Origin of the sequence: Endozoicomonas sp. ALD040, assembly GCF_049275945.1 — a bacterium.
In the GTDB taxonomy this organism is placed as follows: domain Bacteria; phylum Pseudomonadota; class Gammaproteobacteria; order Pseudomonadales; family Endozoicomonadaceae; genus Endozoicomonas_A.
This window is the reverse complement of sequence record NZ_CP184829.1, coordinates 1,408,598-1,424,307: the sequence shown is the minus strand read 5'-3', so window position 1 is coordinate 1,424,307 and position 15,710 is coordinate 1,408,598. Positions and strand designations below refer to the sequence as shown.

Genomic DNA, 15,710 nt, shown 5'->3' with positions numbered 1-15,710 from the left:
GTTAAAGCCTCGTTATTTTTTATGACAGGCTCAATGAGTCATAAATTGAGCTCAAATTCATGCTTTTCAAAAACTCATCGGCAATTATCGTCATCTTATCAGATCTGAGTACCAGAGCGTTATTGGCGTTGAGAACCTGCCTTAAGTAGGAGTCCTCAATAGAAGAGTTTGCGGAAGAGCCTTGAACCCTGGACATCATGGCACAGAGCTCTTCTGGTGAAGATGGGGCATGAGAGCCACAGTGGTAATCATTCTTGGGCATGATGGCAGCATCGTCCCAACAATACGTCAGGCAGCCGCCTTTCGAGTGTGTCAATTCATACAGGTAATGGCTGAAGGCCTGCTGAATCGCTTGCCTGCATTTGTCTTTTAAGATGTCAGGAAGATTTTTCTCTTCATCCGACAGCTCTAATGACTTCAGGCTAGCTTGGTAACTTCTGCGAATGGATTCGTGCGTTCTTTTGATAGCAAGCATTCTTCTCCTATATTCTTCTTTTTGAGCTTGATTTTGTTGTTGATCCATGGATGTTTCAAGCTCTTCAATCCTATTTCGCTCAGAGTTGGTGTAATCTTCAAGCGCTGCCGCAGTTTCCTTATATTGATTGATTCTTTCCAATTTTGCCTTCAAGTCCGGATTGTTCTTAACTTTTTGTTGGAACAGAGCCTTGACCTTTTCTTTAATCACTGTGTCGCACCAGAAAGATCCCCCTATGATAATCACCGGACGGTGATTCTTCTTGCCTGAGACTGATTGTGGAAACGCGGGACGGTGTGCCAGCATTCGTTCTATATTGGGAATGCCCTCAGGTTGGTCTGTCCAGGCGTTCTGTATAGATGAGCTGATAATGCTATCTTCCAGGTATCGTGAAAACCCGTCATGACAATGAGTGATGAAAAAGCCATAACCTTCCCTCTCCCGGAAGTGCTCATAAGCCAACCGCCATACCTGACTATTTTTTTCTCTGGACCATAATTTCCTATACCACTTTTTCAGGCAATGGGTAGCTTCGACCTTCAGTTCATCGAACTTTGCCAGCTCCCTCAATAGATCATAATAATAACTGGCCTGTTCAGTATGGCCCCCATTGGTCGGCACTGGGTCCAGCCAACCTGATTTCAGGGCTTCATGGGCAAAGTGAATAACCGCAGGGTCGGTCAAGATCCTGCGTTTCAGAATCTCCACTATTGATTTAAACCATTCGTAAGGGTCTGCACCGCCCTGAACAATCATTTTTGAGTACAATAACTTGAGTTGTTCAGTGACCTGATCTCCATCATTATTGAGCAATATTTCTCTGACTGTCGCCGTCATCGGGGACTCAATCCGGGCTAAAAAATAGAACTCTTCGATCAATTTCTTCTCTGCATCGCCCAATGCTTCTTGCTCCAGTAACATTGAGACACCCATGGAAAAACTGGTTAGATCTTTTTGTTTCCAAAGTTTCAAGACCATTTCGGCGGTGCCTGGATTGGTTTCCGGCAATTCACAGTCTGCCTCATCGGCGTTGTCCAGTTCTTCGAGGCTCTCAGCATAGGCACTTTGATGTTTTGCTATAACAGCATCTTTCAAAAGACCTATAAAATTCGCTAACGCAGCGCTGACAGCACTTTTCATTCTGGTGGGCGTGCCAGAAGCATTTGCCATTCTGGTGGAAGTGCCGGAAGCATTTGCCATTCTGGTGGAAGTGCCGGAAGCATTTGCCATTCTGGTGGAAGTGTCGGAAGCATTTGCCATTCTGGTGGAAGTGCCGGAATCATTTGCCATTCTGGTGGAAGTGCCGGAAGCATTTGCCATTCTGGTGGGCGTGCCGGAAGCATTTGCCATTCTGGTGGAAGTGCCGGAAGCATTTGCCATTCTGGTGGGCGTGCCGGAAGCATTTTCCTTTCTGGTGCCTGTACCGGAAGGATTACCCTTTCTGGCGGGCGTGCTGGGAGCATTTGCCTTCCTGACAGGCTGGAATTCAGGTTTGATTTCCTTTTCCTCTACAGGTTGCCCGCCAAAAGACTCAGACTCCCAGGTTCGACCTCCATCCACTGAATACTCACCAAAGCCGTGGTTGAGGCTATTTGTTTGCCGACATGGAATCCCGAAATAACGGCAAAAAGCAATAAAAACAGGCACTCGATGACGACAGGAGCCTTGCCGCTGCGTGACGAGGAAGTGAAAGAGATTTTTTTTGCGTTTCGGTTTAGCTTTACCGGAAAACTGTCGGCAATAGTCCGAGATCGCCTTAACTCGTTGTGTTGTGGTTTCTGCGTTTTTTATTGCCCGCAAAATCTGCTGTATTTCCGGCGGGTGATCGGCAATGGTCTTGAACAGTTCGTTCAGTACGGTTTTCATACCTTCTGAGCAGTGGGCATCAAAACGTGCTGATGGATCTGATCCTTCGGATTGGGCTTCATTAGCCAATGTTTTTTTGCCCGGTTTTCTGGATTCCACGACATAGTCGAACTGAATACTCTGATTGGCTCCGGCGCCGGGAATAAACACTGTGTGAAGCCCGGTATACCGATCCCTGATCAGTTTATATGGCAAATTGGGTTCCATACGCAGTGCCACAATATAGTCGTCAGGTGTCAGGCTGGGCAATACATATTGGCCTCTTTGTGGTGGTGTTTTATAGCTTGCCAGTGTTTGATCACTGGTTAATGTCACTGTCTGGTCATGCCCGGGTAACGGGGCTGGTGTGAGGATTTCGACTCCCTTAATGTGTTGATCATTAATATCGATACATTCGATATCACCCTTAGCAGTCACACGAATATTTATCACCTCGTAGCGATACATACTGGGAGGAGGGTTCTCAGTATTGAAGATTTTATGCTCTTCCACTGTTGGCTTCTTTAGTCTCTCAAAGTCCGTTTCCCGACCCAATGCCCGATTCACCGTCGTTTTGTTACCATCATTCGCAGCCAGGCCGCAAAAGTCCGTTTCTTCAGCCAATGCCTTAACCTGCGTCTCTTCGTTAATAGAATCGTTCAACATTTGGTTCGGCAGGTCACTCATCTGATGCCAGAATGCAGGCCAAAATTGAATGTCACGGGCATTCCATGTCTCTATCAGCTTATCAGCCTCCCGAAGATAAGGCTGGCAGGCCGGTGTTTTCAGGGTTTGTTCCTCTTCTTTCGTCATGGAGAATACATCATCGGCCTTCACGCCGGTGCGGCCAAACTCATCATTAAACCAGCGTTGCTGCCAGTGTCGGTAAAGTGCCCGGGTGAGAATATCGCCGGACTGATACGGCTTCAGGGAGAGACCAGATGCCTGCCATTTAGCCTGAGCCACCCTCCTGATGATTTCCGCTTTGACTTCCTCTTCATTCGGACGCGCCTTAATACGAATTTCGTGGTTTTTTTCATCAATACTGTCGAGGTTACTTTTTCGTATCAACCACGGCCGATCAATGTTGGGTACGCTTTGGATGAACCATTCGCAAAGTCCGGAATCAAACTTACTTTTACCCATGGCGAGAGCGGGTGGTTCTGGCAGTGTCTCCAGCGACAGTTCGGCTGCCATCAGATAAAGCCGGTAGTGCTTATCGAGGCATTGAAGCAGTGCTTTTTCGGTAAAATCGCCCCCTTTGTCAACCGCTCTGGCGACATTCTGTAAATCAAGGCTGGTCGGCTGCAACGGCAGGTTTCCCTGTTGCAGGCAGGCCCTTAATCGACAGTGTTGCTCAGTCAGCTTTTTAGCTGCGGTTTTCCCTTCTGGAGTCAGTGGCAACACTTTCTCGGCAATGGTCTGCAATTCGGTCTGATTGTACTGTCGGATCGGCAAATGTCGAAAACGCCCTTTCAGAGCCGGTGATAAGGGTTTTCGTCCGCTGTACTCGGGTGGGTTGATGGTGGCAAACAAATGGAAACCCGGATGGGCATCACCGGCCAGAATATCATTTAACTCACCTTCCAGATGCTGGCTGTCGATCAGATTCATTTCCGAAATAACTACGATGCCGCCCTTTACTTTTGCTTTCTGGATCACTTCACACAGTTGCTCCCAGGAACAATCACAGGCATTCAGGGGAAAGACCTCTGGCATGGTTTTTCCCCGTTCTTCAGCTTGCTGTTTAACACTTTTGATCAGCAGGTTCAGCGTGGCATCCTTACCCCGTCCAGCCGGGCCTTCAATCAGCGTTGCCTGACGGCCGCCGTGTTTTCTGTCGTGATGATAAGCCTGCTGACAGCGGCTTAAATCCTGTCCCAGATGTTGCACCAGATCAATGACTGCCGATCCGGAGGTATCAAACTCAGGTCGGAATTCTTTGGTGAATGCTTCGAAGTCCCGCTGAATATCCGGCAAGGTGTGGTTATGAACTCTGTCGCGCAGGGTGTGGTCCGGTTGGTAGCGGGCAGCAAACCAGATTTCCAGTGCCGAAAGGGCATCCTGTTGAGTCTCGCTGATTTCGGGACCCAGTAGATCCCGGAAACTTTGCTGGATCAAACTGTTCACCTGCTCACAGCTGGCACTGTCGCCTTCGGACAACGCTCGATCCAGATACCAACCCACCCAGCTGCAGATATCGGTTAAATCCCTGGGGGTAAACTCATGGTCGGGCAACAGCTCCTGATAATATTGCCACAGTGCCATCACACTTTTGCTGGCCCTGTGTGCAATGTCGTTTATTTTGTGGCGCTGTAAATGATTGAGCAAAGCCGGTTCTACTACTCTGTCCCGAAGGAAAGCCTGATCCAGACGCGGGTAGTAAGCCTTGGGCAGTTTCTCTTTCAGGGTCGGGTCCATTTGGCGCCCGGAGTAATGATCGGGGTTGCCGGTGAGAATTACCCGGTGTTTTTCGCTGACTTTGACAGGATGACCATTCACGTAGATGCAGGGTTCCGGTTCCCATAAGCCGTTCAGTGACGCCAGCAATCCGGCTTCGGCCAAGTTAGCCTCATCCAGCACCAGGGTAATGTATTCTCCGTCTTTGTCGGATTTGGTATTGGCCCATTCCATCAATGCCCGGTTTTGTTCCGCCATAGAGCGGTCGCCATCGCCGTGTTGTTGCCACTGCCAGCGTTTCATCAGGGTCTGTTCGCTGTCGGAAGGTCCAAGAGAAATGACTGAAGCTTGTCCCGAAGCCTTGGCCAATTTGGCAGAAAAGTAACTTTTCCCTGTGCCGGTTTCCCCCTGCAGGAATATAACGGGAGAGTCTGTCATCCGGTCATGGAGCCGGGATAAACGACGGCTTTCACGATCTTCCTGACTCATCTCGCCATAATAAAGATCCCTGGCCAGTGCAGACAGGGGCTCATCAGCGGAACCCTGCCATTTCAGTAATTCAGAGAGTCGATGTTTTATACGTTCAATGCCTTCTGCCTCCGCATTCGCTGTTTTGGATATGTGAAAACAATCGGTGGCCAGCGCGTGAATGGTATTGGATCGGGTCTGCCCCGATAGCAGAAGTAACTGCCAGCCAGAAGCCAGTGCATCTTGCAAACGTTTAATCTGTCTGGTTGGCTTGATGGCCAGGGATTGCCAGGGCTTTGTTGCCGCCGGATCGACTGCCAGCTGATAGGCTATAGCATCCCGTTGTTTTTCAGGCGCATGGGCCAGGATCATGGCACAGAGCCTGTCCATAACGTCTTTTTCACCTTGCTCTGGAAATGGACTTTTATAGGACAGTTGTAATTGGATACCTTTAAAGACTGCCGGGTCAAAGGCTCGGGCCAGTGGCCACAGGTTCTGTTCCACAAACACTCTATTCAATGGCAGGGCACTGTTGATGATGGCGTTTAACCGATCCGGGTCTACCGAGTCGGCTTGATCCTGGTCCGGCGTCTTATCCGGTAACAGGTGCCAACAGGCTACTTTCATAAAATCCCGCACTGAAGGATGCTGTCGGGTGCCATGGGTGATGACGCTATTGATGGCCTTGCGCCAGTGGCAGGACAGGAGCTGTTTGGAGTGGTCAACCTGCTGTGCCCGGCGGGCAGCCAGTATCAGGTTATTCAACAACTCTTCGGTTATTTCAGGCAGAGGGTTACAAAGGTGGGCAGGTACGCTTTCAAACGCTTCGTAAAGTTTAGCAATTGCCTGTTCTGGCAGCTCAGTCTGCGGGATTTGATGCTTGCGAGCATTAATATGCCAGAGATCGACCTCAGGACAGGGTTTACCCATGGCGACCATCAAATTGACTACTGAAGACGGACTCTTCGCAGACTCAGGCCAAAGCAGGGTGACATGTGCTTGTGGGTACGCCTGTAATTGGCCATTCACTAACAGAGGTTGCCCTATAATCAGGGGTTCCAGAACCTGCGCAAGTGTTGGACTAGTCTCCATTCCCAGGAATACAACCGGCTTGCCAGAGGTTAATGCCTTCTGCAACTGACTCTGACGTTGTCCAAAATACGCCTTTTGTTCGGAAGTAATATGAATGTTATCAAATAGCTGGCTGAAGCTGGTCTGTTCATTGACTTGAATGACCAGAGGCACTTCCTGCTGACTATTTATCCAGTGACTGGTCTGGGCATGATGCTGATACGTCAGGGTACTAAAAGCGCGTTGATCTTTGATTTTTTGCTGCAGCTGACAGCTGCTGGACGAAGAGTGCTTATCGTTTTCTGCCAATCCCAGGGCTTCTGGCTGCCGTTTTGAATCAGCCACCTGAAGCCGGGGCTTCAGGCCTGTTGTTTCGAGAATAGTTTGCAGTGAGCCCAGCAAACGGAACCAATCTGCCTCAGTGAGGGCAGACGTTACGGTGACTGCACCACCTGCCTGAATTTGTTCCAACAGACGGATGTTAGGGACTGCGTAGCCTTCCGGGGCAATGGCAATCGGGCTCAGCCAGTCCCTGATATTACTCTGGTTAATAATGATCGGTTTTTCTGATGTGCACTCGCTATCGTCACCCTCTTTGACAGAAGAGTGGGACAGACTTTGGAACAGTGAATGAAGCTCGTTATCCCCTACCGGCATCTGATAAAACTGAACATCGTCGGGTAACGGACAGATCTTCCCATTGCTCTCAAAGCACTGTTGCGCCAGCATCTGACGAATGCTCTGTTCAAAGGCCAGATCTTTCCAGTCAGCCCCCTTCAGAATCACCCGTTGCCCGGTCTTCAATGACTCAAGCCTGCCGGGGATGTGCCGGATTCGCCCCTGTTTATCCACGCCAGGGCCGCCGAGCAGCAACGGTCGCCAGTGACTGTGCAGGTGGCAGTCAATAAGAACGGTATTGTCGTCATCCGTGGTACTTTCAGCAGAGGGGAGTTCAGCCAATAGCGAAGGAAGCTCGTCGATCTCTATCGATGAGTCATAGTCGGTCTGTGCTTCGAACTGCCAGGTATTGCCCGGTCGATTAATTCGCCGCCAGAAATCAGCACCGGGTGCGTCTTCACGCCGGCCAACCAATGCCAACTGTTCAGGGTCTGCCAACACCAGCAGAGCAACGTGTTCGCCCAGAGGGCGTTTCTTCTGGCTGACATTATCGAACAGACAGGGGTTATCCGGGTCCAGTAGATCGTTAAGTTTAGGCAGTTCCTCACTGGTGAGCTTTCGGATATCGATCACCAGGGTCAATGGCTGTGAACTTTCAAAGAGCTTGCCCGGACTCAGAGTGTGGCGGCCCTCTTCGGAAATGCTCAACCGGCTCACCAGGTTGGCCTGTGAGAGGTCGTCGGGGTGAGAAATAACCGTAACATCCTGATGTTCATCGCAGGTTCTGGCAACCAAAAGCTGTCGAACCTCGTCATCACTGTCGACAAAACGAAAATCGAAGGAATGAGTCGCCTTTTGGAGCGAGGAATCCGCAGAGATGGTTCTCACTTTGTCAGGCAAAGTCTCCGAAGAGGACGATCTCTTTAGTCTGGACCTTACTTCAGAGCAGATTTCTACATCCTGCTTTTCCTTTGACGATACATCCAGCTTTGCCATCTTGGCTGCCATGCCATCATCAAGCAGGCCAGGATCAGAAACGCGTTTTTTGGTACTTCCAGCAATCTGGCCATCCATAGTCAATCTCCCTCTCAACTGTCATTTGAAGTTATTGAAATTGTTTAGTGGTTAGACCTTAAGGTGTGATTAAAGTTCCATTTTAACGATCTCGAAAAACTGATCATGACCAAACGGTTATCAGGTATCCAGTGACTCAGAGAGTGAATTCAAATTCACGCTGTTCAAAAACTCTTCGGCAATGGCTGTCAGCTCAGCGGATTTGAGTATCAGAGCGTTATTGGCGTTGAGTGCCTGCCGCAGGTAGGCATCCTTAACAGAATTCTGAAACGTTAAAGAGCTATGAAAACTACACATCATGACTAACAGCTCTGCTGGTGAAGACGGATCATGAGCGCCATAGTAACGTTGATCCTCGCAGTCCCCGAAGAGAGCATCTCCCCAACAATAGGTTAAACAACCACCTTTCGAGTGTGTTACTGAATACAGGTATTGAATGAAAGCCTGCTCAATCATGGGCTTGGATTTAGTTTTTATATCATCCAGAAGCTTTTGGTCATCCCACGACACCCCGTGGGGATTTAGTTTGATTTCTTCCAATAACGGTTTCAGGTAAGGGCTGTTATTGATTATTCGTTGATACAGGGTATCAGCCTTTTCATTAAACACCGTATTGCCCCAGCGAGGTTGCCCCATGATAATCACCGGACGGTGGTTCGCCTTGCCTGAGGTTAGCTTCACAAACGCAGGATGATGCACCAGCATTCGTTCTATATTCGGAATGCCCTCAGGTTCGTCTGTCCAGGCGTTCTGTAGAGATGAGCTGACAATTTTATCTTCCAGAAATGCTGAAAAACCTTCATAACAATGAGTGATGGACAAGAAGGCATTACCATTTTTTTCCTGGTAGCGTTGATAAGCCATCCGCCACTTCTGGCTATTTTTTTTCAACGAAAATAACTGCTTATACAACTTTTTCAGGCAATGGGTGGCGCCGACCTGCAATTCATCGATACCTTCCAGACGCACCAAAAGGTCGTGGTGTATATTGGCTCCCATAATCTTGCTATCGTAGTCCGGCACAGGATCCAGCCAACCCCATGCCATGGCTTTACGGGTCAATTGAAGAATCGAAGGCCTGGTCAGGTCACTTTCATGAAGTAGATGAACCATTGTAGTCAGCCAATTGTAAGGGGGGAGGCCGACCTGAAGAATAATTTTTGAATGGAGTGACTTGAGTTGTTCACTGACCTGATCTTCATCACTGTTGGACAATATTTGATGGATTGCCTCCGATATGGGTTTAAATTTCAAATTGAAATGATCCAACTCTTCTCTCCCCAGTGACTCGATCACTGAGGCAGCCATGGAAAAAGCGGATAAACTTTTTTCCTTAAAAAGGTTATTTAATAATTCGGGAATACCTGGATTGCTTTCTGGCAATGCACTGTCTGTCTCAAGGTTTTTTTTCAGTTCCTCAAGGCTTATTCCAGAGGCTGCAGCCAACGTTTGCTGTTGTGCTAAATCAGCTCCTTTCAGGAGATTCTTAATCTTCTTTGATGCAGTGCTGGCACTACGGACCTTCCTGATGAGCTGGAATTGAGGAGTGATTGCTTTTGGCCGTATTGGCGCTCCGCCTAAATCCACTGATTCCCAGGTTTGGCGTTCATCCACCGAGTACTCGGCAAAGCAGTGGATACGGTTATTAATTTGCCGACATGGAATCCCGAAATAACGACAAAAAGCAATAAAAACAGGCACACGATGACGGCAGCTACCTTGCCGGTGTGTTACGAGGAATGCAAAGAAATTTTTAGCACTCTCTGGTTGAGACGCACCGGAAAACTGTCGGCAATACTCAGTGATTGCCTCAATGCGTTGCCTGGTGTCTCCAGCATTTTCTATTGACCGCAAAGGCTCCTGTATTTCGATTGGTTGTTGTTCAATGCTCTTAAACAGTTTCTCCAGTACAGTAATCATACCTTCTGAACAGTGGGTGTCTAACCATGTTGATTGTTCTGGCCGGGCTTCTTTTCTACCCGGTTCTCTGGGTTCTACGATATAAGCAAATTGAATACTCTGTTCAGCATTAATCCCGGAAACAGACATCCCGGAAACAAACAGTGTGTGTAGCCCGTTATATCGGTCTCTGATCAGGGTATATGGCAAATCGGATTCTATACGAAGGGCCACGATATGGTCGTTGGGCGTCAGGCTGGGCAATGCAAATTGGCCATTCTTTGATGACAGGGTAAAGGTCGCCAGCGTTTGCTTGCTGGTTAATGTCACTTCCTTGTCAGGCCCCGGTAACCGCGCAGGTATGAGGGTTTCGACCCCCAGAATGTGTATACCATCAAGACTGATCTGTTTGATATTACCCTCAGCAGTTACGTAGGTATCCACTGCCCGCCAGCGATACATCGCAGCAGAATGGCAGCGCGAATTAAAAACCTCATAAACGTCAACTTTTGGTTTCTCCAGACATTCATAGTTTGTTATCTGGTCCAGTGTCTTAGCCTCTTTCTCGAGGACTTCTGGATTGTATTTTTCAGAATTGTCCATCCAATGGTTTGGCAGATCACTTATCTGATGCCAGAACGCAGGCCACCATTGAACTTCATCGGCTTTCCATGCCGTTATCTGCTTATCAGTCTCGCGCAGATAAGGCTGGCAAGCCGGCATTTTCAGGGTTTGTTCCTCTTCTTTCGTCAGGGGAAATATAAGATTAGCTTTCACGCCCGTCCGGCCAAACTCACGATCAAACCAGCTTTGCTGCCAGTGTCGGTACAGTGCCCGGGTGAGAATATCGTCCGACTTGTCTGGCTCCAGGGAAAAACCGGATGCCAGCCATTTTGCCTGAGCCACCATCCCGATAATTTCTGTTTTGGCTTCGGCTTCATTCAGATTGGCCTCAATACTTATTTCATGGCGCTCTTCATCAATGCTTTTGTGATCAGAGTTTCGTATCAACCACGGGCGGTTAATTCCCTTTACTGTCTGGTTGAACCAATTGCAAAGTTCAGAAGCAGGCTCTCCTTTACCTGTGGTCAGAGCCGATGGCTCTGGCAGTTTCTCCAGCGACAGGTCTGCTGCCATCAGGTAAAGCCGGTAGTGCTCATTGAGGCATTGATGAACGGCTTTTTCGCTAAAATCGCCTCCTCTGGTGATAGCCCTGGCAACATTCTGTAAATCAAGGCTGGTCGGTTGCAATGGCAGTTTTTTGAGTTGCAGGTGAGCCCTTAAACGACAATGTTTTTCTGTTAGAATCTTGGCGGCGAATGTCCCTTGTGAGGACTCTGGCAACACTTTTTCGGCAATGGTCTGTAATTCGGTCGCGTTGTACTGCCGGATGGGCAAATGTCGAAAACGCCCTTTCAGTGCCGGTGATAAGGGTTTTCGCCCGCTGTACTCAGGCGGGTTGATGGTGGCAAACAGGTGGAAACCCGGATGGGCTTCACCGGCCAGAATATCGTTCAATTCACCTTCCAGATGCTGGCTGTCGATCAGATTCATTTCTGAAATCACCACTATGCCGCCTTCCAGCTTTGCCTTCTGGATCACTTCACACACTTTGTCCCAGGAACAATCACAGGCATTCAGGTAAAAGACTTCCGGCATGGATTCTTGCCGTTTTTCAGCCTGCTGTCTGACACTTTCAATCACCAGGTTCAGCGTGGCATCCTTGCCCCGTCCGGCCGGACCTTCAATCAGTGTCGCCTGACGACCGCCGTGTTTTATTTTGAGATGATAAGCCTGCTGACAGCGGTTTAAATCCTGCCCAAGCCGTTGTGCCAGTTCACGGACTGCCGATCCCGAGGTATCAAAGTCTGGTCGGATTTCTCTGGTGACTGCACTGAAGGTTTGCTGAATATCTGACAGGGTCTTGTTATGAACTCTGTCGCTCAGGGTGTTCTCCGGTTCGTAACGGGTAGCAAACCAGGTTTCCAGTGCCGACAGGGCCTCCTGATGAGTTTCGGTGATTTCCGGCCCCAGTACATCCCGAAAACTGTGTTGAATCAAACTGTTTATTTGCTTACAGGTCACACTGCCGCAAGCGGGCAGGGCACGATCCAGATACCAACCCACCCAACTGCAGATATCGGTTAAATCCCTGGGAGTAAACTCATGCTCGGGCAGCAGTTCCTGATAATATTGCCAGAGTGTCATCACAGCTTTGGTGGCACTGTGTGCAATGTCGTTTATTTGCTGCTCCAGCAGATGCCGTTGTAAATGCTTGGCCAGAGCCGGTTCCACCACCCTGTCCCGAAGGAATGCCTGATCCAGGCGGGGGTAGTAAACTCTGGGCAGTTTCTCTTTCAGGGCCGGGTCCATTTGGCGCCCGGTGTAATGACCCCCGTTACCGGTGAGAATCACCCGGTGTTTCGGGCCGACCTTGACAGGATGACCATTCACATAAACGCAGGGTTTCGGTTCCCATAAGCCATTCAATGAAGCCAGCAATCCGGTCTGGGCCAGGTTGGCTTCATCCAGAACCAGAGTTATGTACTCTCCTCCAATACAGCCTCTGTCTTTGTCGGATTCGGTCTTGGCCCATTCCATCAGCACCCGGTTTTGCTGCACCATAGAGCGGTCGCCATCGGCGTGTTCTTGCCACTGCCAACGTTTCATCAGGGTCTGTTCGCTGTCGGAAGGTCCAAGAGAAATGACTGAAGCTTGTCCTGAAGCTCTTGCCATTTTGGCGGAAAAGTAACTTTTCCCGGTGCCGGTTTCTCCCTGCAGGAATATAACGGGAGAGTCCGCGAGCCGTTCGTGGAGTCGGGATAATCGGCGACTTTCACGATCCTTCTGACTTATCAAACCGTGATAAAGATCCCGGGCCAGTGCTGACAAGGGCGAACTGATAGAACCCTGCCATTGCAGTGATTCAGCCAATCGGTGTTCTATGCGTTCAATGCCTTCTGCCTCAGAATTCGCTGTTCTGGCTCTATAAAAACAATCAGTGGCCAGAGCGTGAATGACCTCGGATCGGGTCTGCCCGGATGGCAAAAGTAACTGCCAGCCAGAAGCCAGTGCATCCTGCAAACGTTTAATCTGTCTTGATGGCCTGATGGCTGATAGTGAGTAAGGCTCTGTTGATTCCAGATCGACTTGCAACTGATAGGCTATGGCATCTCGTCGTTTTTCAGGTGCATGGGCCGTGATCATGGCACAGAGCCTGTTCAGAAATTCTTCTGCACCAAACTCCGGGAATGGACTTTCATAGGACAACTCTAATTCTTCATTAAATAATCCCACGTCAAAAGCTCTGGCCAGTTGCCAGAGGTTCTGTATTACAAAGCCTCTATCCACCCACAAGGCACTGTTGATGATGGCAGTTAAGCGATCCGGATCTACCGAGGCGGCTTGATCCTTATCCGGCTTGTTATGGGCATCCGGCGTCTTATCCGGCAACAAGAGCAAACAAGCCACTTTCATAAAATCCCGCACTGGTGGACACTGCCGGGTGCCGTGGGTGATGACGCTATTGATAGCCTTGCGCCAGTGGCAGGGGCGGAGTTGTGGCGAATGGTCAACCTGTTGTGCCTGCCGGGCAGCCAGTATCAGGTTATTCAACAACCCTTCGGTTATTTCAGGCAAGGGTTTACAAAGGTCGGCAGGTACGGTTTCAAATGCTTTATAAAGTGTGTGAAGCGCTTGTTCTGGCAGCTTGGCCCGGGGGATATCATGCCTGAGGACATTGATATCCCAGACACCAACCTCAGGACACGGGTTGCCCGTTTCAACCATCGAATTAACTATTGAAGATCGACTTCTCGCAGACCTCGGCCAGAGTATTGTGACATGAGCTTGTGGGTACGCCTGCAATTGGCCATTCACTAACAGAGGTTCGCCAACAAACAGAGGCTCCAGAAGCTGCTGAAGCGTTGGATTAGTCTCCAGTCCCAGGAATACAACCGGCTTGCCAGCGGTCAATGCCTTCTGCAACGCACTCTGACTGCGTTCAAAATGTGCCTTTTGTTCCGAGGTGATATGGATATTATCAAAGAGTTGGCTAAAGCCGGTCTGTTCACTGACCCGAATCACCAGAGGTGCTTCCTGCTGATTATTTAGCCAATAACTTGCCTCGACATGTTGCTGATAAGTGACAGTATCAAAGGCTGCGTGATCTCTGACTTTTTTCTGTAGCTGAAGGCTCTTGAACAGAGATTGCTCATGGTTTTCTGCCAATCCCAGGGCTTTCGGCTGCCGTCTTGAATAAGCCACCAGCAGTTGCGGGTTCAGGCCTGTCGTCTCGCGAATAGTCTGCAATGAACCCAGCAAACGAAACCAATGTGCCTCAGTGAGGGGAGACGTTACGGTGACTGCCCCCCCCGCCCGAACCTGCTTCAACAGGCAGGTGTTAGGGACTGCATAGCCTTCCGGGGCAATAGCAATAGGGCTCAGCCATTGCGAGATATTACAGCGGTTAATGATGATCGGGTTTGCGTGTGCCTGCTTTTTATCAAGTTCTTTGTCACTTTCTTTGTCAGAAGAGTGAGACAGACTTTGGAACAGTGAATAAAGCTCGTCATTCCTCACTGGCATCCGGTAAAACTGAACATCATCGGGTAACGGGCAAATCTTCCCATTGCTCTCAAAGGACTGTTGCGCCAGCATCTGCCGAATCGTCTGTTCAAAGGTCAGGTCCTTCCAATTGGCCCCTTTCAGAATCACCCGCTGTCCGGCCCTCAGAGATTCAAGCCTGCCGGCGATGTGCCGGATTCGCCCCTGTTGATCCACACCGGGGCCGCCCAGAAGTAACTGTCGCCAGTGACTGTGCAAGTGGCAGTCAATAAGAACCGTATTCTTGTCATCCATGGCGCTTTCAGAGCAGGGCAGTTCAGTCAATACCGGGGAAACTTTGTCAATTTTCATCGATGGATCATTGCCGGTCTTTGTGTCGAACTGCCAGGTATTTCCAGGTCGATTGATTCGCCGCCAGAAATCAGCGCCCGGAGCATTGGTCCCCGAGGCGTCATCACGCTGGCCAACCAATGCCAGCTGTCTGTGATCTGCCACGACCAGCAGAGCAACATGTTCTCCCAGAGGGCGCTTTTTCTGGCTGACTTTGTCGTAAAGACAGGGGTTAGCCGGGTCCAGTAGATCGTTAAATTTTGGCAACTCCTCGCTGGTGAGCTTTCGAATATCGATCACCAGAGTGAGTGGCTGGGAACCTTCAAACAGCTTGCCTGAACCCAGAACCTGGCGGCCATCGTCGAAAATGCTCAACCGGCTCAGCAGATTAGCCTGCGAAAGGTCATCGGGATGGGAAATAAGGGTGACATCCCGATGTTCATCGCAGGTTTGGGTAACTAAAAGTCGTCGAACCTCATCATCACTGGCGACAAAACGAAAATCGAAGGCATGGGAAGCCTTTTGCAGCGAGGAATCCGTCAAGGATACGGTTCTCGCTTTCTCTGGCTTCATCATTTGAGTTGACGATATATTGAGTTGCTCATTGAGACCAGAGCAGATGGCTATTATCTTTGAAGATGAATCAACCAGCTTTTTTGTTTTCTTGGCTGGCACGCTAATTTCGCTAATTTTTAGAGCATTGGCATCAATTTTTCTATCAATAGGATAACCATCCATAGTCAAACTCCCTCCTGTCAAATTAAGGACTGCATCGAAATTGTTATATCATTCGACCTTCAGACAGGATGAGAGTTCAAAAAAAATAAGACACCCACGAAAAAAAAGACACCCAAAAAGAATGAAAAAAAAAAGACACCCATTAAATAATTAAGACATCTAAAAACTGTATTCCCAAAAAAGGATCTAAAAACCTATCTTCGAATAGCCTATCAGCGAGCCATAC

General features: G+C 49.2%; 2 protein-coding genes. Both read right to left on the bottom strand.

Annotated elements, in window-relative coordinates; genetic code table 11:
- Positions 1 to 19 precede the first annotated feature (19 nt).
- Positions 20 to 7,951, bottom strand: coding sequence for an AAA family ATPase (locus ACOJUN_RS04240; protein WP_422135427.1), 7,932 nt, complete (start codon positions 7,949 to 7,951; stop codon positions 20 to 22).
- 120 nt (positions 7,952 to 8,071) lie between these two features.
- Positions 8,072 to 15,484, bottom strand: a complete 7,413-nt coding sequence (locus ACOJUN_RS04235) for an AAA family ATPase (protein WP_422135426.1) — start codon at positions 15,482 to 15,484, stop codon at positions 8,072 to 8,074.
- Positions 15,485 to 15,710: the final 226 nt, after the last annotated feature.

Coding starts and splice junctions, on each gene's coding strand:
- ACOJUN_RS04235 (WP_422135426.1), bottom strand. CDS start 15,484: ATGGATGGTTATCCTATTGATAGAAAAATTGATGCCAATGCTCTAAAA.
- ACOJUN_RS04240 (WP_422135427.1), bottom strand. CDS start 7,951: ATGGATGGCCAGATTGCTGGAAGTACCAAAAAACGCGTTTCTGATCCT.